General features: G+C 66.2%; 26 protein-coding genes. 17 read left to right on the top strand and 9 right to left on the bottom strand.

Annotated features, from left to right (window positions below; all coding sequences use genetic code 11):
• Nucleotides 1-3: 3 nt before the first annotated feature.
• A complete protein-coding gene (gene nthA / locus BST42_RS07560; protein WP_083118355.1) occupies nt 4-597 on the bottom strand; it encodes a nitrile hydratase subunit alpha in 594 nt (197 codons plus the stop codon).
• Between the two features lie 20 nt (nt 598-617).
• Complete coding sequence (gene nthB, locus BST42_RS07555) at nt 618-1328, bottom strand: nitrile hydratase subunit beta (protein ID WP_233209100.1); 711 nt, start codon at nt 1326-1328, stop codon at nt 618-620.
• Between the two features lie 228 nt (nt 1329-1556).
• Here nthB and BST42_RS07550 point away from each other — a divergent pair, with 228 nt between their 5' ends.
• From BST42_RS07550 to BST42_RS07535, 4 genes are read left to right on the top strand one after another with little or no spacing between them, the layout of a single operon-like run.
• Complete coding sequence (locus BST42_RS07550) at nt 1557-1787, top strand: CbtB domain-containing protein (protein ID WP_083118354.1); 231 nt, start codon at nt 1557-1559, stop codon at nt 1785-1787.
• A gap of 11 nt (nt 1788-1798) precedes the next feature.
• A complete protein-coding gene (locus BST42_RS07545) occupies nt 1799-2524 on the top strand; it encodes a CbtA family protein (protein WP_083117976.1) in 726 nt (241 codons plus the stop codon).
• Entirely contained in the window at nt 2511-3512 is a 1002-nt protein-coding gene (locus BST42_RS07540) for an acetamidase/formamidase family protein (protein WP_083117975.1), read from the top strand. Before BST42_RS07545 ends, BST42_RS07540 begins: the two co-directional genes overlap by 14 nt.
• A 45-nt stretch (nt 3513-3557) precedes the next feature.
• Nucleotides 3558-3860: a hypothetical protein gene (locus BST42_RS07535; protein ID WP_083117974.1), complete on the top strand. Its 303-nt coding sequence runs from the start codon at nt 3558-3560 to the stop codon at nt 3858-3860.
• Between the two features lie 2 nt (nt 3861-3862).
• On the opposite strand, the gene BST42_RS07530 is transcribed toward BST42_RS07535, so the two are convergent.
• A complete protein-coding gene (locus BST42_RS07530) occupies nt 3863-4807 on the bottom strand; it encodes a putative antibiotic biosynthesis monooxygenase (protein WP_083117973.1) in 945 nt (314 codons plus the stop codon).
• A gap of 3 nt (nt 4808-4810) precedes the next feature.
• Nucleotides 4811-5224 (bottom strand): hypothetical protein, encoded by a 414-nt coding sequence (locus BST42_RS07525; protein ID WP_133057423.1) that lies wholly within the window; start codon nt 5222-5224, stop codon nt 4811-4813.
• A 62-nt stretch (nt 5225-5286) separates the two neighbouring features.
• Here BST42_RS07525 and BST42_RS07520 point away from each other — a divergent pair, with 62 nt between their 5' ends.
• The 9 genes from BST42_RS07520 to BST42_RS07480 all read left to right on the top strand — a co-directional run bounded on the left by BST42_RS07520 (nt 5287) and on the right by BST42_RS07480 (nt 13629).
• Nucleotides 5287-5955 carry a GAP family protein gene (locus BST42_RS07520; protein ID WP_083117971.1) on the top strand — a complete coding sequence of 223 codons (669 nt, stop codon included), beginning with the start codon at nt 5287-5289 and terminating at the stop codon, nt 5953-5955.
• 23 nt (nt 5956-5978) lie between these two features.
• Nucleotides 5979-7154, top strand: coding sequence for an FAD-binding oxidoreductase (locus tag BST42_RS07515; protein WP_083117970.1), 1176 nt, complete (start codon nt 5979-5981; stop codon nt 7152-7154).
• A 107-nt stretch (nt 7155-7261) separates the two neighbouring features.
• Complete coding sequence (locus BST42_RS07510) at nt 7262-7507, top strand: hypothetical protein (RefSeq protein WP_083118353.1); 246 nt, start codon at nt 7262-7264, stop codon at nt 7505-7507.
• Between the two features lie 8 nt (nt 7508-7515).
• Nucleotides 7516-9300 carry an acetate--CoA ligase gene (acsA, locus tag BST42_RS07505; RefSeq protein WP_083117969.1) on the top strand — a complete coding sequence of 595 codons (1785 nt, stop codon included), beginning with the start codon at nt 7516-7518 and terminating at the stop codon, nt 9298-9300.
• Nucleotides 9297-10271, top strand: a complete 975-nt coding sequence (gene pdhA, locus BST42_RS07500; RefSeq protein WP_083117968.1) for a pyruvate dehydrogenase (acetyl-transferring) E1 component subunit alpha — start codon at nt 9297-9299, stop codon at nt 10269-10271. Before acsA ends, pdhA begins: the two co-directional genes overlap by 4 nt.
• Nucleotides 10268-11251: an alpha-ketoacid dehydrogenase subunit beta gene (locus tag BST42_RS07495; RefSeq protein ID WP_083117967.1), complete on the top strand. Its 984-nt coding sequence runs from the start codon at nt 10268-10270 to the stop codon at nt 11249-11251. The genes pdhA and BST42_RS07495 overlap by 4 nt, the downstream gene beginning before the upstream one ends.
• The gene (locus BST42_RS07490; protein WP_083117966.1) at nt 11248-12462 is read left to right on the top strand and encodes a dihydrolipoamide acetyltransferase family protein; all 1215 of its coding nucleotides are present in this window, start codon (nt 11248-11250) and stop codon (nt 12460-12462) included. Before BST42_RS07495 ends, BST42_RS07490 begins: the two co-directional genes overlap by 4 nt.
• Before the next feature lie 12 nt (nt 12463-12474).
• Complete coding sequence (locus BST42_RS07485; protein ID WP_083118352.1) at nt 12475-12717, top strand: acyl carrier protein; 243 nt, start codon at nt 12475-12477, stop codon at nt 12715-12717.
• Between the two features lie 9 nt (nt 12718-12726).
• Entirely contained in the window at nt 12727-13629 is a 903-nt protein-coding gene (locus BST42_RS07480) for an aldose 1-epimerase (protein ID WP_083117965.1), read from the top strand.
• Nucleotides 13630-13680: 51 nt separating this feature from the next.
• Here the strand turns inward: BST42_RS07480 and BST42_RS07475 are convergent, their stop codons facing one another.
• On the bottom strand, nt 13681-14685 hold the full coding sequence (locus BST42_RS07475; RefSeq protein WP_237159305.1) for a LacI family DNA-binding transcriptional regulator: 1005 nt from the start codon (nt 14683-14685) through the stop codon (nt 13681-13683).
• Between the two features lie 156 nt (nt 14686-14841).
• Between BST42_RS07475 and BST42_RS07470 the strand changes: the two genes are divergently transcribed.
• From BST42_RS07470 to BST42_RS07455, 4 genes are read left to right on the top strand one after another with little or no spacing between them, the layout of a single operon-like run.
• Entirely contained in the window at nt 14842-16155 is a 1314-nt protein-coding gene (locus tag BST42_RS07470) for an aryl-sulfate sulfotransferase (RefSeq protein WP_083117963.1), read from the top strand.
• A complete protein-coding gene (locus BST42_RS07465; protein WP_083117962.1) occupies nt 16152-17015 on the top strand; it encodes an ABC transporter permease in 864 nt (287 codons plus the stop codon). The genes BST42_RS07470 and BST42_RS07465 overlap by 4 nt, the downstream gene beginning before the upstream one ends.
• A gap of 1 nt (nt 17016) precedes the next feature.
• A complete protein-coding gene (locus tag BST42_RS07460) occupies nt 17017-17775 on the top strand; it encodes an ABC transporter ATP-binding protein (RefSeq protein WP_083117961.1) in 759 nt (252 codons plus the stop codon).
• Between the two features lie 32 nt (nt 17776-17807).
• Nucleotides 17808-18776: an ABC transporter substrate-binding protein gene (locus tag BST42_RS07455; RefSeq protein WP_083117960.1), complete on the top strand. Its 969-nt coding sequence runs from the start codon at nt 17808-17810 to the stop codon at nt 18774-18776.
• A gap of 28 nt (nt 18777-18804) precedes the next feature.
• On the opposite strand, the gene BST42_RS07450 is transcribed toward BST42_RS07455, so the two are convergent.
• The 4 genes from BST42_RS07450 to dnaK are packed head-to-tail and all read right to left on the bottom strand — an operon-like array spanning nt 18805 to nt 22883.
• Nucleotides 18805-19185, bottom strand: a complete 381-nt coding sequence (locus BST42_RS07450; protein ID WP_083118351.1) for a heat shock protein transcriptional repressor HspR — start codon at nt 19183-19185, stop codon at nt 18805-18807.
• Nucleotides 19185-20366 (bottom strand): molecular chaperone DnaJ, encoded by a 1182-nt coding sequence (gene dnaJ, locus BST42_RS07445; protein WP_083117959.1) that lies wholly within the window; start codon nt 20364-20366, stop codon nt 19185-19187. Before dnaJ ends, BST42_RS07450 begins: the two co-directional genes overlap by 1 nt.
• 34 nt (nt 20367-20400) lie before the next feature.
• Nucleotides 20401-21036, bottom strand: coding sequence for a nucleotide exchange factor GrpE (gene grpE, locus BST42_RS07440; RefSeq protein ID WP_083117958.1), 636 nt, complete (start codon nt 21034-21036; stop codon nt 20401-20403).
• A complete protein-coding gene (gene dnaK, locus BST42_RS07435) occupies nt 21033-22883 on the bottom strand; it encodes a molecular chaperone DnaK (RefSeq protein ID WP_083117957.1) in 1851 nt (616 codons plus the stop codon). Before dnaK ends, grpE begins: the two co-directional genes overlap by 4 nt.
• Nucleotides 22884-22964: the final 81 nt, after the last annotated feature.

Genomic DNA, 22964 nt, shown 5'->3' with positions numbered 1-22964 from the left:
GGTTCACTCCCCCGGCGCGGAGGCGAGCGCGGTGCCCACCATCGAATCGCGGTTGATCAGCGGGATCAGCTCCTCTACCGTCATGGTCTCCGTGCCCTTGGGACGCTGAGGGATCACGAGATAGCGGATCTCCGCGCTGCTGTCCCAGACGTCGATCTTGGTCTCGGCGGGCAATTCGAGTCCGAACTCGCCGAGTACCCCGCGCGGGTCCTTGACCACGCGAGCACGGTATTGCGGGTACTTGAACCAGGCCGGCGGAATGCCCAGCAGCGTCCATGGGTAACACGAGCACAGCGTGCACACCACCACGTTGTGCCGTTCATCGGTGTTCTCCACTGCCACCATGTGTTCGGTCTGCAGACCGGTGAAACCCATGTCAGCGATCGCGGCGGTGGCATCGCGGAGCAACCACTCGCGGTACCCGGGTTCGGTCCACGCCCGCGCGACCACCTTTGCCCCGTTGACCGGGCCCATATCGTTCTCGAACGAGGCGACGACAGCATCGACTGCCTCGTGTTCGGCCAAGCCCTTTTCGACCATCAGCGACTCGAGCGCGTTCACTCGCGCCTCGACGTCGGACAACGACAGCCAATCCATTTCGCTCATTTCTCCTACTCTCAGGCCGGTTCGAGGTAGTTCTCGAACAGATCGGCGTACAGGTTGAAGTCCTCGACCGCCTCGTCACCCCACAGGTCAACGGAGTTGAACTTGACCATGTAGAGCTGATGGGGAGTGTCGATCTGCTTGTGCGCGCTGTCGGCGGGATCATGAAATGCCCCGTACTGCTTGGCAATAACGCCCACGGTGCGATTCAGATAGCCGGGCAACCGGTTGTGGGTCACCTCGTTGAGATTGCGCACCGCCACCTTGTCGCCGACGCCGTAACGTGGCGGGGTGTCGGCCGGCAGATCATGCGGCGTCCCTTTCCACAGGATGTCGATCATCTGCTGGGCGAACGGCGACAGGTTCTCCGGCTTCTGCGGATGCGGCGTCATCGACGGAGCGCCCAGTTCCTGCATCCGTGCGTCGATCTCCTCGTGGGAGACGTAACCCTTGTCGTTGAGCAGCTTCTCCACCGAGAACAACCAGTGGGCGTAGTAGGTGGAGTCGAGGTACTCACTCCACTTCATCAACTCGATGCCATGGCGTTGTTCATCAAGGTTGAAGGCACCTTTGGCGATCGCCATGGCGGTCACCGCGTGCATCCGGCCTTCGAAGGGGTAGCGCCAGTCCGGGATCCCCGGTTCGAGGAATTCAGTGGCGACGGGGCCGATGCCGTCGCGCCCACCCAGGTCGTGTGGACCGTGCATATCCGGCTCTCCAATCATTAGTTCACGGTCGTAATACTTTCATTTGGAACTATGCGCACCATCGGCACCGTCACGCAATCCGTACCGCCATGCGTAACACAGGATTTACGAACGACCGGCCTGGTGTTAAACCTGGATTTCGGCGCCGCCAGACCAGGCTCCTCCGGTTGACCGCTCGGAACTCCGCCGGGTATTCAGAGCAAGCGAAATATTTGCAATTTGGAAGTAACTACCGAGAGGGACATGATGTCTTCGACTACTCGACGGTCCGCCGCGCGGCCGAGCGCGACGTTCGAGCTGCCCGACACCCACACCGCAGGCATGGCCCTGCAGCTGACGGTAACCACTGTGCTGGCCCTGATCGCGTTCTATTTCATCGGATTTGACCAGGGTGCGGTGTCGGTATTCGGCTCCGACACCCACATCCATGAGTTCGTCCACGACGCCCGGCACCTGCTCGGCTTCCCCTGCCACTGAAAGGTCGAGCCATGCAGAAAATCATCGGCCTCGGCCTGACAGCCGGCCTGGCGGGTGGGATCGCCGCATTCGTTTTCGCGCGCATTCTGGTATCCCCACTCGTCGATGCGGCCATCGGCCACGAAGAGGCGCACCACCACGGTGACGACCACGAGATATTCAGCCGCGCCCTGCAAGAGAATGTCGGCGCCGGTGTCGGCACGGTGATGTTCGCCGTCGTGCTGGGCGCGCTGTTCTCCGTCGCGGTCGCGGCACTGTCGATGCATCTGAGCCGACGCGGAATCCGTACCGACCTCCGCTGGCCGGTCAGCGGTGTGGCGGCGATCGGCTTCGTCGCGGTCAATCTCGTTCCGGCCCTGTGCTTCCCGGCGAATCCGCCCGGCGTCGGGCAGGCAGACACCATCGGCGCGCGCACCAGTGCGTATCTGGTCATCCTGCTGGCTTCAGTGGCGCTGGCGATCGTCGCCGTCGCAGTCGCCGTGCGGCTCAGTGCGCGTCTGGGCACGTGGTCGGCAGTCGCAGTCGCAGGCTGGGGCTACCTGGTCAGCATCAGCGCCGTCGCGCTCCTGCTCCCCCGCTTCGATGAGGTCTCCGATCATTTCCCGGCCGCGTTGCTGGCGGACTTCCGGATCAATTCACTGCTCACCCAGGCGCTCATGTGGCTGGTACTCGGCACCGTGTTCGCGGCGCTGCTGCCCCGCGTCCTCAGCACCAGGATGGTCGATGCGCGTCGTTGAGTTCACTCCCACCCGCGATCAATATGTCTGGACCTTCGGGGGCGCCGAGCCCGTCCTGGAGGTCTCGCCCGGCACCGCGATGCGGCTATGGACCGAGGACGCCTTCGCCGGGCGAGTCACCTCCAGCACCGACAAACCCAGCCAGGTGCTGAACACCAAGGAGCTCAACCCACAGACCGGCCCGTTCTATGTCACCGGCGCGGAGGTCGGCGACACCCTGGCGCTTCACTTCGTGTCGATCGAGCCGGCCAGGGACTGGGCCGCCTCGACGACGATCCCGCTCTTCGGCGCCCTCACCGGCACCGATCGCACTGCCACTCTGCAGGCGCCGCTGCCCGAGTTGGCCTGGATCTACCGGATCGACCGAGCCCGGGGTACCGCGACCTTCACCGCACACGAGAGCGACTTCACCCTCGACATCCCGTTGGCACCGATGATGGGGACGGTCGGCGTCGCACCCGCCCTGCGGGAGGTCCGGACCACCCTGGTCCCGGACTACTTCGGCGGGAACATGGACACCCCGGAGTTGCGCGCGGGCACCACGGTCTACCTCGGCGTGAACACCGAGGGCGCGCTGTTCTCAGTGGGCGACGGGCACTACCGCCAAGGCGAAGGTGAGACCTGCGGGACAGCCCTGGAAGGGGCGATGAACGTGACCCTGGTCGTCGACCTCATCAAGGGCGGTGCGCCGGCGTGGCCGCGCTTCGAACACGACGACGCGTTGCTGACGGTAGGTTCGGCACGTCCGCTCGAGGACGCGTGGCGGTGCAGCCAGGTCGAGATGGTGCGCTGGCTGGAAGAGCTCTACGGGTTGAGCACCATGGACGCCTACCAGCTGTGCAGCCAACTGTGCCTGTCGCCGCTGGCGAACGTGGTCGATGTCAACTACAGCGCCGTGACCAAGATCGCCAAGACGCTGCTCCCGCCGGCAAACCCCTACGGCGGAACGCACCGGAAACTGCGGGCGATCGGCGAGCAACTGGACTGAACGCCGGGGGGTGGACACCGACCGATTCGAACATATGATCGATCAGTGGGCGAGCTGACGTCGATCGGATACAACGGTCAGCCGCTGCGGCCGCCGTTTCGGCCGGTGTCCCCTCCCGAACCGGTGCTCGTCGATCTGACGGTGCTCTTCCCCCGCGAACCGCACCGCACCGGCCGCTACCACCCGCATGGGTTGCAGATGCACAAGGTGGTCAGGGGCACGCTGTCCTGCTGGGGCCTGTGCGAGCAGGGCGATTGGTGGGGCCTGGTCACCTACGACATCTCCTACGGGCCCAAACGCAAGGCGGTCACGCACTGGGTCCCAGCCTGGACGCTCAAGCGCCGCTAGCGCTAGCCGCGCGAGAAATCCCAGTACTGCAGCCACCGCACGATCGCGAAGACGCCGAGCGTCACCAGGTAACCGACGAGGATCACGCTCGCGCCGAGCACGCTGATGCGAACCCCCGCCCCATCGATCGGATCGAGCCAACGCCGGAACCACTGCCCGACCCACGGCATCAGCGCCCACTGCAGAACAGCGACGCTGATCACCTGACTGAGCCACATCGCCAACCAGGGTGGGGCACCGGCGTCGTCAAGGACCGGGCCCATGAACCGCGACAGCAGCATCACTGTCGGGTAGAGCACCAGCAGGATCAGCATCGCGGTCTTCCATCTCGGAGTGACCGCGGTGTGGCCGTTCTCGGTCCGCACCGTGCTGCCGAAGGTCGTGATCGAAGACACCAGAGAGAATTCTCGCGTCAGGCTCAACCGCAGCGGCCCCAGCGCGGCGCGGCGTTCCGGGGACTCCAGCCACGTCACGAGTTGGTGTTCGGTACGGAATCGCAGCACCGCGAACGAATCGCCGCCGGTGTCCGGGGCGAAGGTGCAACATCCTTCGAACCCGCTGAACCGCGCGCTCACCTCCGCCAGCTGGGCCTCGGCCGCTACGAAGTCGGCGGCGCGGTCCGCCGCCACCATGTGCCGAAAGAAGCCGACGCCCGGCGGCACCCCGCTGTCCTCGACGATCACGATGTCTGCCGTGGCACGAAGAATTCCGCGCCGCCTGCCGTCGTTCAGCGAGCGTTGGCGGGCCGAGCTGTCCAACCAATGGTGCAACGCCCGCGCATTGACGAAGGTGACGGCGAGTCCCCAGTCCAGGTGCGGATCAGCCAGCACGGAGATCCGGAAATCGGTCGACTCCGATGCGGTGGCGCGCATCGTGTCGGCCCACTCGATGAAGTCGGCGGGGTCGTTCGCGGGGTGAAAGATCGTGACGACGGTCGCCGTGCCCATGGGCTAGGTCCGCCCGGCGTTCGGCACCGAGGTCGTGGCGTACGGGTTGGTCAACGTGACCGTCGTCGTGGGAGTGGTGTACTCGGTCTCGGACGGGATGACCACTTCGCTCGAGGTGTCTGACGGCGACGTCGAGGTCGAGGACGCCGAGCCCGGATTCAGATCGGTGGTGGAGATCCGCGTCGACGTGGTGCGCGAGGTGGTGGACGTCTTCTTGCTCGATGACGTCGTGGTGCTGATCGCCGGCGCATAGGTGACCGGCCCGTCGCGCCGCTGCGAGCTCTCGGAGGTGTCCAGTACCGCGTACACCAGGATCGCGAGCAGCACCAACGCTGCCACCCCGGAGACGTAGACCAGGGTGTTCTGCTGGCCGTCGTGGCCGCCATCACCCTTTTCTTCGTCGGCATCCATGCCCACGCGCAGAGATAGTACGGTCAGCCGTGATCGAGCGTTGCCCGTCTACGCCCCAGGAGGCATCTGTGACGACCAGCCTCGGTTCGGAGTTGACCGAACTGATTCCCCTGGCGCTCGTCATCACGCTGTCCCCGCTGACGATCATCCCGGGCATTCTGATGCTGCATACGCCCTCACCCCGACCCACCAGCATGGCGTTCCTGTTGGGTTGGGTGCTCGGCATCGGCGGCCTGACCGCGGCGTTCGTCCTGGTGTCGAACGCGCTGGGCGGGCTCAACAAACAGCCGACATGGGCGCCGTACGTCCGCATCGTGATCGGGGCGGCGCTCGTCGCGTTCGGGCTCTACCGATGGTTCACCCGCAAGCGTTCGGAGCACACCCCCAAATGGCTGACCTCGATGACCAGCATCGGTCCGCCCCGCGCCTTCGTGACCGCGGTAGTGCTGGTGGTGGTCAACCCGAAGGTCCTGTTCATGTGTGCCGCAGCGGGTTTGGCGATCGGCTCGGCGGGGCTGGGGACCACCGGAGCGTGGACGGCCGACGCCGTGTTCACCGCGGTCGCGGCGTCCTCGGTGGCGTTGCCGGTCCTGGCCTATCTGGTCGCCGGTGAGCGGCTGGACCGACCGCTGACCAAACTCAAGGACTGGATGGAGGCCCAGCACGCGACGCTGGTCGCCGTGATCCTGGTGGTCATCGGCGTCATGGTGTTGTACAAGGGCATTCACGGCCTGTAGCCGGCGGGCCTACACTCGCGGCCGTGGGTCTGGAGGATCGTGATGCTCTCGCGGTGCTGCAGGCTGCCTTCGAAGACTCCGCGGCTCCCCACTCCGCCTCCCACGAGCTGCTGAACCGGTTCTACACCCGCTGGTTCGCACTGGACTCCGAAGTGCGGGACCTGTTCCCTCCGGAACTTGCGCCGCAGCGGGCGGCGTTCGGTCAGGCGATGCATTGGGTGTTCGGTGAGTTCGTCGCGCAGCGCGCCCAGGCCCCGGTGGCCTTCCTCGCCCAGCTTGGCCGTGATCACCGCAAATACGGTGTCACACAACGGCATTACGACAGCATGCGGCAGGCGTGGTACTCCGAGATGCGCAGCCACCTCAGCGACCGTTGGACCCCCGCCGTCGACGACGCCGCCATTCAGGCCGTCAACCTGATCACCGGAATCATGGGCGGCGCGGCCGACGCCGAGGACGGCCCGGCGTGGTGGGACGGCACCGTCCTCGAACACCACCGGGTGTCGCGCGACCTCGCGGTCGTCCGCCTGCACCTGGACCGGCCGATGCCCTACCACCCGGGGCAGTACGTCAACGTCCACGTTCCGCAATGTCCGCGCCGCTGGCGCTTCCTGTCACCCGCCATGCCACCGGACCCGGACGGCTTCATCGAGTTCCATGTGCGCTCGGTGCTCGGCGGCATGGTCAGCAATTCGATCGTGGCCGAGACCCGGCCGGGCGATCGCTGGCGGCTGTCCAGCCCGCACGGTGCGATGGAGGTGGACCGCGACGGCGGCGACGTCCTGATGGTGGCGGGCAGTACCGGACTGGCGCCGTTGCGGGCTCTGATCATGGACCTGTGCCGATTCGGCGAGAACCCACGGGTGCACCTGTTCTTCGGTGCCCGCTATCCCTGCGAGCTGTACGACTTGCGGACCTTGTGGGAGATCGCCGCCTCGAACCCGTGGCTGTCGGTATCGCCGGTGTCGGAGTACTCCAGCGATCCCCCGTGGGCGTCCGACTACCCCGATGTCCAGCCGCCGCGTGGCCTGCATGTACGCCAGACCGGGCGGCTGCCCGACGTGGTGACCAAATACGGTGGCTGGGGCGATCGGCAGATCCTGATCTGTGGAGGTCCCGCGATGGTGCGCGCCACACGCGACGCTCTGCTCGCCAAGGGCGCACCGCCGGAGCGCATCCAGCACGACCCGCTGCACTGACCCGCCCGGTCGCAGCCCGTTAGCCCCGAGTTCGGGGACTTTCGTCCCTTCCAGCCCGCAGCGGCCTCGGCCACCATCATTTGTGGGGGTGGTAGTGAGGGGTGGAGATGAATTCAGGTCTGGCCGACGAGACTGAACTCGACGCCGTTGCTTGGGAATTCCTCTGCTCGCCATACACCGGACGCATCTACTGGGACTGGTCGCTGGAACGGCGACTCGACGCCTACCTCCGCCATGAGGACCGCCACGACATCCTCAACAGTGGTGCCGCCTACGCGGTATTGCGCGACCGCGTGATGGCCAACCTGGGGCAGGCTCGCCGCAAGGGCGTCCTGGCCCCACCGCAGGTCTGAGGAAAACCATGGACGTCATCCACAAAGGCGACGACGACCTGAAGGTCACCCCCAACCTCACCGACTACGCGCAGACCCGCGCCTCGTTCCGCTGGTCGGACGTGCCGGACCTGTGCGCCGCGATGGGCCAGGGCGGCTGCAACATCGCCTACGCCGCCGTCGATCGGCACGCCGAGGGCCCGGATGCCGGTCGAACCGCGTTGCGCTTCATCGCCGACACCCCCGACTCGCCCGAACTGACCACCCACGACATCAGTTACGCCGAGCTGGGCAGGTTGTCGCGACGGTTCACCAATGTCTTGCGCGGCTTGGGAATCGGCAAAGGCGATCGAGTGTTCGTCATCATGGGCCGCGTGCCGGAGCTCTACACCACCATGCTCGGTGCGCTTCGCAACGGCAGCGTCGTCTCGCCGCTGTTCTCCGCGTTCGGCCCCGAACCGATCGCCACCCGCGTCAACATCGGATCAGCGGACGTACTCGTCACGACCGCGGCAATCTACAAGCGCAAGATCGCCAAGATCCGCGGGGAGCTGACGTCGGTCAAACACGTGCTGGTGGTCGGCGACGATATCGAGGGAACCGAGAACTTCCATCGGCTGATGGACGCCGCCGGCGAGGACGCACCCATCGAGCACACCACCGCCGACGATCCGTCGCTGCTGCACTTCACCAGCGGCACCACCGGGACACCCAAGGGTGCCCAGCACGTCCACGGCGCGGTCGCCATGCACTACATCACCGGCCGCTACGCCCTCGATCTCCATGCCGGCGACATCTATTGGTGCACAGCCGATCCCGGCTGGGTGACCGGCACTTCATACGGGATCATCGCCCCGCTGCTGCACGGCGTCACCTCGATCATCGACGAGGCCGAGTTCGATGCGCAACGGTGGTACCGCATCCTGCAGGACGAGCAGGTGACGGTGTGGTACACCGCACCCACTGCGATCCGGATGCTCATCAAAGCCGGCCCGGAACTGCCTGCGCAGTACCACTTTCCGCACCTGAGGTTCATCGCCAGTGTGGGTGAGCCGCTCAACGCCGAAGCGGTGTGGTGGGGCAAGCGGGTGCTGGGCTTGCCGATTCACGACAACTGGTGGCAGACCGAGACCGGCGGAATCATGGTGGCCAATACCCCCGCCTTCGACATCAAGCCCGGCTCGATGGGCCGGCCGCTGCCCGGGGTCGACGCCTGCGTGGTGCACCGCGACGACTCCGGCGCGGTCACTGTGATCGATGAGCCGAACGTCGAGGGCGAATTGGCGCTGCGCGTCGGCTGGCCGTCGATGTTCCGCGCATACCTGAACCAAGACGAGCGCTACCGCAACAGTTTTGCCGGCGACCTGTACCTGTCCGGCGATCTGGTCAAGCGGGATGCCGACGGATATCTCTGGTTCGTCGGGCGGGCCGACGACGTCATCAAATCGTCGGGTCATCTCATCGGCCCATTCGAAGTCGAAAACGTACTGACCGATCATCCCGCGGTCGCCGAGGCGGCGGTGATCGGCAAGCCCGACCCCACCTACGGCGAACTCGTCAAGGCCTTCGTGACGCTCAAGACGGGTTACACCGAGAGCGATGAGCTGCGTCGCGACCTGATGGGCCATGCGCGAAAGCGGTTGGGAGCCGCGGTGGCACCCAAGGAGATCGACTTCGTGGATGCGTTGCCCCACACCCGCTCCGGCAAGATCATGCGTCGGCTCCTCAAGGCCCGCGAGCTGGGCCTGCCGGAAGGTGACACCTCGACGGTCGAGACCGCTGCCGTCCGGCACGGCAACGAGGTGACCGCATGACCGATCAGGACCTTGCCCGCGGGCTGCTCTCGGACATGATCCGGGTGCGGCGAATGGAAGAGAAGTGCGCCGAGATGTACAGTGCGGCAAAGATTCGCGGCTTCCTCCACCTGTACGTCGGCGAGGAAGCGGTGGCCGCAGGCTCCTTGCGTGCGCTGGGACCCGACGATGCCGTCGTGGCCACCTACCGAGACCACGCCCACGCCCTGCTCCGCGGGATCCCACTCACCTCGATCATGGCCGAGATGTTCGGCAAGCAGGAGGGTTGCTCTCGCGGGCGCGGCGGGTCGATGCACCTGTTCGACGCTTCGCGCCGGTTCTACGGTGGCAATGCGATCGTGGCGGGCGGCCTGCCACTGGCCACCGGTCTCGCCTTCGCCGACGCTCAACTCAGGCAAACCCGCGTCACCGCATGTTATTTCGGGGAGGGCGCGATCGCCGAGGGCGCCTTCCACGAATCGCTGAACATGGCCGAGTTGTGGCAGTTGCCGGTGCTGTACCTCTGCGAGAACAACCGCTACGCCATGGGGACCGCGATCGACCGTGAGCTCTCCCAGACCGACGTCACCGCCAACGCGGCCGCCTACCGGATACCCACCGCATCGGCGGACGGCATGGACGTGCTGGCCTGTCATGCCGCCACGGTTGCCGCCGTCGACCACATCCGCACCGAGGGCGGCCCGTTCTTTCTCGAATTCCGCACCTACCGGTTCCGCCCGCATTCGATGTTCGACCCCGAGTTGTACCGGGAGAAGACCGAAGTGGAGCACTGGCGTGAACGCGACCCGATCCGGCTGTTCACCGAGAAGTGCCTGGCTGACGGAACTCTGAGCGCCGACGACGTCGCGGCCATGGAAGAACGCGCCGCAACCGAGGTCGACGATGCGGTGGCCTACGCCGAGGCTGGAACGTTGGAGAGCATCGAAGACCTCACCCGGGATCTGATGACCCCCGCCGGGGCACTGTCGTGAAGACCACCTACCGCAACGCCGTCCACGACGCGATTCGCGAAGCGATGCGCAACGACCCGCGAGTCGTTCTGCTGGGCGAAGACGTCGGGCGCTACGGCGGCACCTACGCGGCGTCGAAGGGACTTCTCGAGGAGTTCGGCCCGGACCGGATCCGTGACACCCCGCTGTCCGAGCTGGGATTCGTCGGCATCGGCATCGGCGCCGCGATCAACGGTCTGCGCCCGATCGTCGAAGTCATGACCGTGAACTTCAGCCTGCTGGCGCTTGACCAGATCGTGAATACCGCTGCGGCTCTTCGACACATGTCGGGCGGGCAGTTCTCGGTGCCGCTGGTCGTCCGGATGGCGACGGGTGCCGGCCGGCAGCTCGCCGCCCAGCATTCACACAGCCTGGAGGGCTGGTACGCCCACATCCCGGGGATCACGGTGGTGGCCCCGGCGACGGTGGCCGACGCGTACGGGATGCTGCTCACCGCATTGGACGATCCCGACCCGGTGATCGTGTTCGAGCATGTCCAGCTCTACAACACCGCCATCGACATCGACACCCTGGTGCCGACCGACATCAGCCGGGCCGCGCTGCGCCGCACGGGAACCGACGTCACGCTGATCGCCTACGGCGGCTGCGTGCCCAAGGCACTCGATGCCGCCGACCAACTGGCTCTGGCCGGTATCGACTGCGAGGTGATCGATCTGCGCGTGCTGCGCCCCCTTGACGATGACACCATCCTGGAGTCGGTGCGCAAGACGCACCGCGCGGTGATCATCGACGAGGCGTGGCGTACCGGAAGCCTGGCCGGTGAGATCAGCGCGCGGATCGTCGAGGGGGCGTTCTACGACCTGGACGCGCCGATCGCCCGGGTATGCAGCGTCGAGGTGCCGATCCCCTACGCCAAGCACCTTGAAGAGGCGGCACTGCCGCAGCCGGACAAGATCGTGGCCGCGGTGCGGGGGCTGTTCGGAGGGGGCACCGGCGGATGATCGAGTTCACGATGCCCGCCCTCGGCGCGGACATGGACGAGGGCACACTCGACGAGTGGCTGGTCAAACCCGGCGACACAATCACCCGCGGACAGATCGTCGCGGTCGTCGAAACCACCAAGGCCGCAGTGGAAATCGAATGCTGGCATGAAGGTGTTGTCGCCGAGTTGCTGGTCCCGGTCGGGCAGACGGTGGCAGTAGGCACCCCATTGGCAACCTTGGCCGCGCCCGGTGAGGCGGTGCTACCACGCACCGCCTCACCGGTTGCCGCACCGGCTGCGGCGCCCCACCCTGAGGCCCCTGTCGTAAACCGACCGACCCTGGCCGCGCCCGTCGGCCACCGGCTGTGGGTGTCCCCGGTCGCACGGCGTACGGCGGCCTCGCTGGGCGTGGACCTGGGCGCTGTGACCGGAACCGGCCCGCAGGGGGCGATCACACTCATCGATGTCGAGCATGCCGCTGCCGCGCAGCATCACGCCGAGCCCAAACCGCCCACCCCTGTGGTGAGTCCCGAGCCGAAGTCGGCGGCGGAGAAGGCCAAGCAGCGCGGTGCCGCCATGCGCGCATCGATCGCCGCGGCGATGGGCCGCTCGAAGCGCGAGATCCCGCACTACTACCTGGCCGACGAGATCATCCTCGACACCGCGCTGGGTTGGCTGACCGAGCAGAACGTGAACCGGCCGATCACCGAACGGCTGCTGCCCGCGGTGTTGCAGCTCAAGGCGGTGGCGCTGGCGGCGCAACGGTTCACGGAGTTCAACGGCTTCTGGCATGACGACGGCTACCAGCCTGCCGCGGGTGTGCATGTGGGCGTGGCGATCTCGCTACGCGGCGGCGGGCTGGTCGCGCCGGCCATCCACGATGTCAACGAGAAGAAGCTCGACGAACTGATGAGCGACCTGACCGACCTGGTCGCCCGCGCCCGGGCGGGCTCGCTGCGCAGTTCGGAGATGTCCGATCCGACCATCACCGTCACCAACCTGGGTGACAAGGGCGTCGACTCCGTCTTCGGCGTGATCTACCCGCCGCAGGTGGCGCTGGTCGGCTTCGGCAGGCCCGCGCAGCGCGTCGTCGTGGTCGACGGTGGAATCCGGGTTGCCACAACGGTGCACGCCAGCCTGGCCGCCGACCATCGCGCCAGCGACGGTCATCGCGGCGCGTTGTTCCTTGCCGAGATCAACCGGTTGCTGCAGCAGCCCCAAGAGCTGTAGGAGGTGCCCGACGTGAGCGATGCCGAGATCCGTGACCAGGTTGTGCAGGAACTGCTCGCGATCGCGCCGGAGATCGACGAGGGCGACCTGTCCGATACCGAACTCCTCCGTGATCAGGTCGACCTCGATTCGATGGACTGGTTGAACTTTCTGGTCCGATTGCACAAGCGCTTCGAGGTGGAGATCCCCGAGTCGGAGTACGCCTCGCTACGCACCATCGAGGACTTGACGAGCTACATCGGCGTGCACCGCTAGACTTCGACGGTGGCCGAGTTGCCGTCCGTCCTTCTGCATGATCCGTCCTCTCCGCTGACGGCGACGTATGTTCCGTCGGCCGGCATGGTCTGCACGTCACTGTCCGATGACGGCGTGGAACTACTCGGGCAGCGCCGCGGCCTACAGGCCTACGTCAGCGACGGTAAGACGCTCGGCGTCCCGATCCTGTATCCATGGGCTAATCGGCTGAGCGCCAACGGCTATGGGCTCGACGGGGGCGGGGTGACACTGACCCCCGGGGTCGGCGGTGTGCGGACCGACCCGAACGGCCTGCCGATCCACGGCGTACTCGCCGCATATCCGGATTGGCAGGTCACCGAGCAGTCGGAGAATCGGCTGGTCGCTGATCTGGACTACGGAAGCCGGCCGGCCCTGCTGGCCAGCTTCCCATTCCCGCACGTGGTCACCCTCGACATCACGCTGGCAGACCGGGCGCTGACAGTGCAGACCACCGTCACGGCCAGCACGTCGGCGGCGGTGCCGCTGTGTTACGGCTTCCACCCCTACCTGACCGTTCCCGGAGTTCCCCGATCGGAATGGACGCTGGAGACGCCGCCGCTCGAGCATCTGCTCGTCGACGACCGTGGTCTTCCGACCGGCGAACGGGTGGACTGGCCGGCCTACTCGGACAAGCTGGGCGACAAGACATTCGACGACGGATTCGGCGGGGTGCCGGTGGGCGGGGTGTTCGCGCTCGCCGGCGGTGATCGTCGCATCGAAGTGGTTTTCGCCAACGGATTCCCGGCCGCACAGATCTTCGCACCGGGTAACGACGATGTCGTGGGGCTGGAGCCGATGGCCGCGCCGACCAATGCGCTCAGCACCGGCGGCTATGACACCGCGACGCCGGGCCGGCCTGCGGTTTCGGTGTTCACCATCCGGGTGCACTGATCAACCGCCCTGCGGTGCCGTCGGGCACTTCGGCAGTTCGGGGCGGACCACTCAGCATCCGCATGTATTGCCCACCCGCAGGGTTGGTTCCAGGGCGCCGAGATCCGGCACGACATCTCCCAGCAATTCGGCAAGGGCGCGGTGGGCGATCGCGTCGACCGGCTGTTGTGCGGCAGTCAGCCGAAACACACCGTAGTCGTTGTCGCTGCCGTCGAACCCCACCACCCGGATGTCACCAGGAATCGCATACCCGGCGTCGATCACCGCCCGAATCGTCGCCGCCGTCTGCCCGAACGTCCCGACGACAAAGGCATGTGGTGGGTCCGCCGCGTCACGAAGGCAGTGACTGACCGCAGCGTAGGCGCCGCCGGGGGTCAGATCGGTGCGCACCGCCCGGACTCCGTCGCCCGCGACGGTGGCGACGCCGATGAACCGTTGATGTACCGTCTCGCGATCGCCGTGTTCGACGTCGGCGGCCGTCCAGCCGCCGACGAACACCATCTCAGAACAGCCGTGCACATCGCGTAGGTGGCGCGCAACAAGTTCGCCGGCCTGAACATGGTCTATGCCCACGATCTCGGTCGCCACCTCACCACGGACGCTGTGCATCCACACCACCGGGATCCGCTCCTGCACACACAGCTTGGCGGTCTGCTGCGGGTTGGCGGCACCGATCACCACCAACCCGTCGATCCCGACCTCCGCGAAGGCCGTCGCGAACTCGAGCTCACGCTCCGGGTCGTAGCCGGTGTTACCGATCATGGTGAGGTGGTCGCGAGCGCGCGCTTCCACTTCAATCCGGCCGACGAACTCCCCGAAGAGCGGAAGCATCAGATCCGGTACCAGCAGCCCGATCTGGCGCCAGCGTCGCGGCCGTCGAAGTGCACGCGCACGCAGGTCCGGGCGATAGTTCAGCTCGTCGATGGCGCTGATCACCCTGGCGCGCAACGTCTCTGATACTGGCCGCGGTCCGTTGTTCAACACGTAACTCACGACAGCCGTCGACGTGCCGGCCCGACTCGCCACGTCAGCCAACGTCGGCCGCTTACCGCTCAAGTGACCCCCTTCGTTAGTCCGCGACGCCACCGCCAAGCATTGAAATCACACCGATTGTGACAGTTCCGCCCGATCGTCGCCGAGCCTACGCTAATCGATTAGAAGATTTACTGGGAGGACTCGTGGTCGTAACAAGCTCTTGGTGGAGTGGTTGACATGGCATTCGTACGACTCGCGGGAGTCACCTACCTCGACCCTGAACTCGCCTACGACAGTTACGTCCTGTTCACCGGCGCCGACTCGGTCACCCGGTTGATCGATCTCAACGGTGACGTCGTTCACGAATGGCCCTATGCCGGTGTCCCTGCCCGGATCCTCGATCCGGCACTCAATGCGGGGCGAGTCGGTGACGTCATCGTCCAGCTCGCCGACAGCGGAGACGGTCGGGGCGGCATCTACGCCAACGGCACCATCGGTCAGCTCGACTGGGATGGCGAACGCATCTGGGAATGGGGCGCCGACGCGCCTGGCGGCGCCGCGCGGCAGAACCACGACTGGGAACTGCTCCCCAACGGCAACCGACTGATTCTGGTGACGGTGCCCCGGCGGGTACCGGCGCTCGGCGACCTGATCGTCGGCGACCAGGGGCTCTACGAGGTCACCCCGGACGGCCACATCGTCTGGCAATGGCTGGCCGGCGATCACCTCGACGAGTTCGGGTTCTCCGAGGCCGGCTGGAGCGCCCTGCGTGAGACCGTTGCCCGCGACCCCGAAGACCCGTGGGGCTATCTGGAGATGAACAGCGCGAAATCACTGGGCCAAAACCATTGGTATTCCGAGCACTCCGACCCGACCTTCCACCCCGACAACATCCTTGTCAGTTTCCGCAAAGCAAATATCGTCGCACTCATCGACAAGTCGACAGCGAACGTCGCCTGGCGAATCGGCCCCTATTACGCTGCCGAGGCCGGCGCACAGCATCAACGGATCAGCGTGCACAAGGTGCCTCGCCCGCTCGACCAGACCTCCGGCCAGCACAACCCCCACATGATCGCGGCGGATCTGCCCGGCGCCGGGAACATCCTGGTGTTCGACAACCAGGGCGGCGCGGGCTACCCACCCGCACCACTCGGCATCTACGCCGGCTCCCGGGTACTCGAAATATGCCCTACGACAAAAGAAATCGTGTGGCAATACACCGCTGAAGACTCCGGGTTGCCGCCATGGACGTTCTTCAGTTCCTTCGTCAGCAACGCGCAACGACTTCCCAACGGCAACACACTGATCACCGAAGGCATGCAGGGGCGGCTCTTCCAGGTCACCCCGGGCGGTGACGTGGTCTGGGAGTATCACAGCCCCTATCAGGGCTACGGCGTGGCGGGCGAGCCCGAAGTGAGCCAGCCCCGAGTGGCTGACGTCGACCGGCTCAGCCGTACCGCCCTGATCTACCGGTCGCAGGCTGTTCCATTCGACTGGGTCCCCGCAGGGGCCCCGCGAACCGCGCCACGGAAAGTCGACTTACGCCGATGAGCGCCGACATCGGCGTGCTGCCCATCGCGTCCACCTCGGCTGCGCGGACGCCGGGAACTCGCCATCAGACCCACCGTTCGACTCTGCCGAGACGTGTGCTGAACCGCTTCAAGGCCCTCGGGTGGATGCTGACCGGCTTGGTCCTCGCGTCAGGGGTCTGGTCGCTCGTGGTGGCCAGCGGCCGCTTTCCCCGTCAGCTTTTCCCAAGTGTCCCAGAGATTTTGGCAGCGGGACACGGCCTGTGGACCGATGGGTTGCTGGCCGCGGACATCACTGCCAGTGTGAGCAGGGCCGGGACGGGATTCCTTCTGGGCGCGGTGGCAGGAATCGGGGTGGCAGTCGTCACCGCCACCACCACCGCCGGGCGTCGGGCACTGCAGCCTGTGTTGCGGATCTTCGCGCCCATACCGACCATCGGCCTGGTCCCCCTTGCCATCCTGTGGTTCGGGCTCGGGGAGAACAGCAAGACTCTGGTGATCGCGCTCGGAGTCTTCGTCCCGGTCTGGATCAACAGCCACGGGGGTCTGGCCGGAACGCCGACCGACTATCTGAAAGCCGCACGCTGCCTGGGTGCCAGCCGGTGGCAAACCTTACGCAAAGTCATCCTCCCCGAGGCGACCCCCGACATCGTGTCCGGCCTGAGAGTGGGAGCGGCGATGGCATTCGTACTCATCGTCGTCGCCGAGATGACCGGGACCACTGCGGGTATCGGTTACCGCATTTACCAAGCACAGCTCTTCTCGCAGGCCGACCGGCTGATCTTCTGCCTGATCGTGCTGGGCGTCATCGGAGCGGCATGCGATTCCCTGATCGACACGGCGAGCGCACCGTTGACTCGCTGGGCACAAGAGGAGCACTGAGATGGCGCTGGAAACCCGCGATCTCGTCGTGCAGTTTCCGGGCGCGGCGACTCCCACCCTCAAGGGGATATCGCTGAGCGTCAACGACGGGTCATTCACCGTCTTGGTCGGCGCCTCCGGCAGCGGCAAGTCGACACTGCTGCATTGCCTGGCCGGACTGATAACCGCCACCTCCGGCACGGTGATCGACAACGGCCAGGCCGTCACCGCTCCCGACCCTCGGCGAGGCGTCGCTTTCCAGCGTGACGTTCTGTTTCCGTGGATGAGCGTCGCCGACAATATCGACTTCGCCTTGGCTGCAAGAAAACTGGACAGGCGGCAACGGCAAGCACGGATCGCCGAACTTCTCGACACCGTCGGCCTGCACGCCGGCGTGTGCAGGCAGCGCCCCGCGGAGCTGTCCGGCGGTATGCGCCAGCGCGTGAGCATCGCACGCGTGCTTGCCGGTGAGCCGTCCGTGATGCTCATGGACGAGCCCTTCGCCGCCCTCGATGCACTGACCCGCTTGCGCATGCAAGACCTGCTCATCGAACTCTGGTCACGTCTGAACCGCACGATCGTCTTCGTCACCCACGACATCGACGAGGCGATACGACTGGGCGACAGCGTCAATGTGCTGCAGGACGGACAGATCGTCGACCAGATCACCAACCCCCTAGGTCGCCCGCGTCCGGCGGACACGCTCGCAGAACAGCCCGGCTACGGAGCGATTCGCAAGACCCTGCACCACCGACTCGGCATCGACCACGCCGTGCACTGACACATCCATCCCTGCTCGCAAAGGACGACTTAGTGAACACAACGCTGAAACGACTCGCCGCGGCCGCCATTGTCGCGTTGGCAATGGCCACCTCGATCACCGCCTGCGCCCACGACTCCAGCAGCAATGCCGATGAACTGACCGTCGGCTTCGTCGTGGATCCTTCCTGGGCCCAGATTCCCGTGGCCGCCGACGGCGGGATGTTCAGCAAGCACCACGTCAACGTCAAGGTTGTGAACTTCCAATCCGGCGTCGAAGCACTGCAGGCGGTGAGCGCCGGCCAGGTCGACATCACCACCGCGGCGGACGTGCCGACGGCGGCGGCGCTCACCCGCTCGCCGGCGCTGCGCATCGTCGCCGACGGATCCCGTTGGGAGGGTTCCCGTATCGTGGCCCGGCGCAGCGCAGGCATTACCGACGTCGCCGACCTCGCAGGCAAGTCGATCGGCACCCCGCTGGGCACCAGCGCCGCGTACTACGTGTCAAATGCGCTGGCCCAGGCCAACATCAAGGCGGATCTCGTCCAGGTTTCACCGTCGGCCATGGTCACCGCGGCCACCCAACACAACGTCGACGCGGTCTCGATTTTCCAGCCGTACCAGGCGCAGACGATTGCCGCGCTCGGCGATGACGCGGTGCCGCTCAACGGGGGCACCTACATCCAGCACAGCTTGTTCATCGCCACCCCGTCGGCGATCTCGTCGAAAGGGGCCGAGATCACGTCGTTCTTCGCCGCACTCGGCGACGCAAGCGCAGCGCTGTCCGCCCACGATGCCGCCGCGACGGCCGCCGTCGCCAAGGCCACCCAACTGGACGCGCAGCTGCTGAACACCGTGTTGTCCGAGTTCGACTTCACGGTTCAGCTGAAACCCGACCTCGCCGCCGACCTGAGCGCGCTCGCCGAATGGGGCAAGACTCAGAAGTCGATCGACGCGGCTACCACGCTGCCTGACTACAACCAGTTCCTCGACGGCCAGTTCCTGACGAAGCCGGCGTCCTGAAGCGGAGCAGAACGGGCTTCGGAGCCGACTAGCGGCGCGGCTTCCAGACCACCAGCGCGGTGCTCTTCGGCACCACCGCCAGATCACGACGCTGGTTGGCGCGCAACGACTCCAGCTCGCCCATCATCTCCTCGACGCGGGACTGCAGAGCCTCGACCTGATTGGTCAACTCGATGATCCGCTTGATCCCTGCGAGGTTCACGCCTTCGTCCTGCGACAGCCGCTGCACCTCGCGCAGCAACTCGACGTCGCGCTCCGAATACCGCCGTCCCCCACCGGAGCTACGCCGGGGACTGACCAGGCCGAGCCGGTCGTAGGTGCGCAGCGTCTGCGCATGCATACCGGCCAGCTCGGCGGCCACCGAGATCAGAAACGTCCGGGTCTCTCGGGACTCGCTGGAAGCACCCATCACCGGTTCCCCGCCCATCCGGCGCGCGGGTCGAACCCGCTCGCCCGCTCAGCGGCCGCGTAGGCCTCCAGCGCCTCGAGCGCTTGACCCTCGAGATTCGGTGGCACCGCCACCTTCACGGTGACCAGCAGGTCGCCGTGACCGCCGTCGCGCTTGGGCACACCGCGCCCACGCACCCGCAGTATCCGGCCATCGGCGGTGCCCTTCGGCACCCGCACTCCGACCTTGCCCTCCAGCGTCGGAACGGAAAGCGTTGTCCCCAAAGCCAGCTCGGTGAAGCTCACCGGAACCGCCACGGTCAGGTCGTCGCCGTCGCGGCCGAACACCTTGTCCGGCCGAACATGCACGGTGACGTACAGGTCGCCGGATGGCGCACCGCGCAAACCGGCCTCGCCCTGACCGGCCAGCCGAATACGCTGCCCGTCCTCGACGCCCGGTGGGATCCGGACGTTGATGGTGCGGGTCCGGGTGGTGACCCCGGTGCCGTGGCACTCGTCGCAGGGGTGCTCGATGATCGAGCCGCTACCCCGGCAGTCGGTGCACGGTTCGGAGAACCCGAACGCGCCCTGGTTGCGGTTGATCACACCGGAGCCATTGCACGACGGACACACCTTCGGGCTGGTGCCCGGACGTGCGCCGCTGCCATGGCAATTCGTGCACGGCGCCGGGCTGGTCAGCCGCAGCGGCATGGCGACACCCTTGGTCGCTTCCAGGAAATCGAGATCGGTCTCGGTCTCCAGGTCCTTGCCGCGCCGCGGCCGGCTCGGGCGCGGCGCTGCGCCGCGCCCGAACAAGCCACCGAACAAGTCGCCGATGTTCGTGCCGCCGGTCTGGCTGGCGGTGTCGAACAGGTCGTTCAAATTGAACTCGCCGCCGTCGGCACCGTAACCGCTGAAGCCGCCGAACCCACCGCCGCCGCCGTTACCGCGGCGGAAACCGCCGCCGGCGAACATCCGCCGGGTCTCGTCGTACTCCTTGCGCTTGGCCGGATCGGTCAGGACGTCCCTGGCCTCGCCAACCTCTTTGTAGCGCTCGTCGGCCGCCTTGTCGTCCGGGTTGCGGTCGGGGTGATTCTCGGCGAGCAGCTTGCGGGCCACCCGCTTGATCTCGTCCTCGCTGGCGTCAGAGGAGACGCCGAGCACCTTGTAGAAATCCTTCTCAACCCATTCGCGTTGAACCATGCCGCGTCACCTCCTCTCACCGTCGGTCATGCTGTTAATTCGATTCTGCGTTCTGCGCGCCGCTCTGGTCGCCGTTGACGGGCGTGTCGGCCTTCCGAGGTGCCGCGGACCCCTCGTCGACGGTGTCGACCACCCCGACGAGCGCGTGCCGCAGCACCTGCTCGCCGAGCTTGTAACCCTGCCGCATCACCGTGCCCAGCACCGGCTTCGAGCCCTCGCCCTCGTGTTGCACGGCTTCGTGCAACGACGGGTCGAACTCGTCGCCCTCGGCGCCGAAGGCTGTCAGACCCAGCCCCGCCAGCGCGGCCGTGAGCTTGTCGGCGACCGACTTCAGCGGACTGGTCTCCAGATCGCCGTGGCTGCGTGCCCGGTCCAGGTCATCGAGGATGGGCAGCAACTGGCTCACCACGGCGGCCTTGGCGCGCTCGCCGGCCACTTGCTGATCGCGCAGCGCGCGCTTGCGGTAGTTGGCGAAATCGGCCTGCACTCGCTGCAGGTCACCGAGCAGTTCAGCGGCTTTGTCCGACTCCTCCGGCGTTTCGCCCGCAAAGTCCCCCGGCTCCGGCCCACTGGGGGCCGGGCCGGAGGCTTCGCGAACTTCTCCGGTCTGGGGGTCGATTCGGCGCTTGTCTGTGACAGTTACCGGTTCTTCCTCGCGACCTTCGCTCACTTGCGCTCCTGATCATCGTCATCCACGACCTCGGCGTCCACGACATCGTCAGCGGACGAACCGCCCGACGGGCCGGCGCTCTGGTCGGCCTGGGTCGCCTCGTAGATGGCCTGGCCCAGAGCCTGGCTTTCCTGGCCCAGCTTCTCCATGGCGGACTTGATCGCACCGATGTCGGTGCCGGCCAGCGCCGTCTTCGCTTCCGAGATCGCGGCGTCAACCTTGGTCAAGGTGTCCTCGGGGACCTTGGAGCCGCCTTCGGCTTCGCGCTGCTCGGAGACGAACTTCTCCGTCTGGTAGACCAGCGACTCGGCCTGGTTGCGGACGTCGGCCTCTTCGCGACGCTTGCGGTCTTCCTCGGCGTGCGCTTCGGCGTCCTTGATCATCCGGTCGATCTCTTCCTTGGACAGGCCGGAGCCTTCCTGGATCTTGATCGTGTTTTCCTTGCCGGTGCCCTTGTCCTTGGCGGTGACGTGCACGATGCCGTTGGCATCGATGTCGAAGGTCACCTCGATCTGGGGCACGCCGCGCGGAGCCGGCGGGATACCGGTCAGCTCGAAGCTGCCGAGCAGCTTGTTGTGTGCGGCGATCTCACGCTCACCCTGATAGACCTGGATCTGCACCGACGGCTGGTTGTCGTCGGCGGTGGTGAAGGTCTCCGACCGCTTGGTCGGGATAGTGGTGTTGCGCTCGATGAGCTTGGTCATCACGCCGCCCTTGGTCTCGATACCCAGCGACAGCGGGGTGACATCGAGCAGCAGAACGTCCTTGACCTCACCCTTGAGCACACCGGCCTGCAGCGCAGCACCGACGGCCACGACCTCGTCCGGGTTGACGCCCTTGTTGGGCTCCTTGCCGCCGGTGAGCTCCTTGACCAGGTCGGTCACCGCGGGCATACGGGTGGAACCACCCACCAGCACCACGTGGTCGATGTCGGACACCGAGATGCCGGCGTCCTTGATGACCTGCTGGAACGGCTGGCGGGTGCGGTCCAGCAGATCTTGGGTGATCTTCTGGAACTCCGAACGGGTCAGCTGCTCGTCGAGGAACAGCGGATTCTTGTCGGCGTCGACGGTGATGTAGGGCAGGTTGATCGAGGTGCTGCCACTGGAGCTCAGCTCGATCTTGGCCTTCTCGGCGGCTTCACGAAGCCGCTGCATGGCCATCTTGTCCTTGGTCAGGTCGATGCCGCTGGTGCCCTTGAACTTGTCGACCAGCCATTCGACGATCCGGTCGTCCCAGTCGTCACCACCGAGGTGGTTGTCACCAGAGGTCGCGCGGACCTCGACGACGCCGTCGCCGATCTCCAGCAGCGAGACGTCGAACGTGCCGCCACCGAGGTCGAAGACCAGGATGGTCTGTTCCTTGCTGCCCTTGTCCAGGCCGTAGGCCAGCGCCGCAGCAGTCGGTTCGTTGACGATGCGCAGCACGTTGAGGCCGGCGATCTGGCCGGCTTCCTTGGTGGCCTGACGCTGGGCGTCGTTGAAGTACGCGGGCACGGTGATGACCGCGTCGGTGATGTCCTCACCGAGGTAGCTTTCGGCGTCCCGCTTCAGCTTCATCAGCACGCGGGCGCTGATCTCCTGCGCGGTGTAGTCCTTACCGTCGATCTCGACGGACCAGTCGGTGCCCATGTGCCGCTTCACCGAACGGATGGTCCGGTCGACGTTGGTCACTGCCTGGTTCTTGGCGGGCTGGCCTACCAGCACTTCGCCGTTGCGCGCAAAGGCGACCACCGACGGCGTGGTGCGGGACCCTTCGGAGTTGGCGACGACGACCGGGTCGCCACCCTCCAGTACCGCCACGACGGAGTTGGTGGTCCCGAGGTCGATGCCGACCGCACGAGCCATGTTGATTCCTCCTGATAGTTACGTCTTTGGGTCTGAGCGAACCAGGCTCAAGACTGCCCCTCTTGCCGGGCGGCTGTCAAG

Origin of the sequence: Mycolicibacterium rhodesiae, assembly GCF_002086695.1 — a bacterium.
GTDB lineage: Bacteria > Actinomycetota > Actinomycetes > Mycobacteriales > Mycobacteriaceae > Mycobacterium > Mycobacterium rhodesiae.
Note: the sequence above shows the minus strand (reverse complement) of the source record. Positions and strands in the feature narration are given on the sequence as shown.

Coding starts and splice junctions, on each gene's coding strand:
- nthA (WP_083118355.1), bottom strand. CDS start 597: ATGGATTGGCTGTCGTTGTCCGACGTCGAGGCGCGAGTGAACGCGCTC.
- nthB (WP_233209100.1), bottom strand. CDS start 1,328: ATGATTGGAGAGCCGGATATGCACGGTCCACACGACCTGGGTGGGCGC.
- BST42_RS07550 (WP_083118354.1), top strand. CDS start 1,557: ATGTCTTCGACTACTCGACGGTCCGCCGCGCGGCCGAGCGCGACGTTC.
- BST42_RS07545 (WP_083117976.1), top strand. CDS start 1,799: ATGCAGAAAATCATCGGCCTCGGCCTGACAGCCGGCCTGGCGGGTGGG.
- BST42_RS07540 (WP_083117975.1), top strand. CDS start 2,511: ATGCGCGTCGTTGAGTTCACTCCCACCCGCGATCAATATGTCTGGACC.
- BST42_RS07530 (WP_083117973.1), bottom strand. CDS start 4,807: ATGGGCACGGCGACCGTCGTCACGATCTTTCACCCCGCGAACGACCCC.
- BST42_RS07510 (WP_083118353.1), top strand. CDS start 7,262: ATGAATTCAGGTCTGGCCGACGAGACTGAACTCGACGCCGTTGCTTGG.
- acsA (WP_083117969.1), top strand. CDS start 7,516: ATGGACGTCATCCACAAAGGCGACGACGACCTGAAGGTCACCCCCAAC.
- pdhA (WP_083117968.1), top strand. CDS start 9,297: ATGACCGATCAGGACCTTGCCCGCGGGCTGCTCTCGGACATGATCCGG.
- BST42_RS07490 (WP_083117966.1), top strand. CDS start 11,248: ATGATCGAGTTCACGATGCCCGCCCTCGGCGCGGACATGGACGAGGGC.
- BST42_RS07470 (WP_083117963.1), top strand. CDS start 14,842: ATGGCATTCGTACGACTCGCGGGAGTCACCTACCTCGACCCTGAACTC.
- BST42_RS07465 (WP_083117962.1), top strand. CDS start 16,152: ATGAGCGCCGACATCGGCGTGCTGCCCATCGCGTCCACCTCGGCTGCG.
- BST42_RS07460 (WP_083117961.1), top strand. CDS start 17,017: ATGGCGCTGGAAACCCGCGATCTCGTCGTGCAGTTTCCGGGCGCGGCG.
- BST42_RS07450 (WP_083118351.1), bottom strand. CDS start 19,185: ATGGGTGCTTCCAGCGAGTCCCGAGAGACCCGGACGTTTCTGATCTCG.
- dnaJ (WP_083117959.1), bottom strand. CDS start 20,366: ATGGTTCAACGCGAATGGGTTGAGAAGGATTTCTACAAGGTGCTCGGC.
- dnaK (WP_083117957.1), bottom strand. CDS start 22,883: ATGGCTCGTGCGGTCGGCATCGACCTCGGGACCACCAACTCCGTCGTG.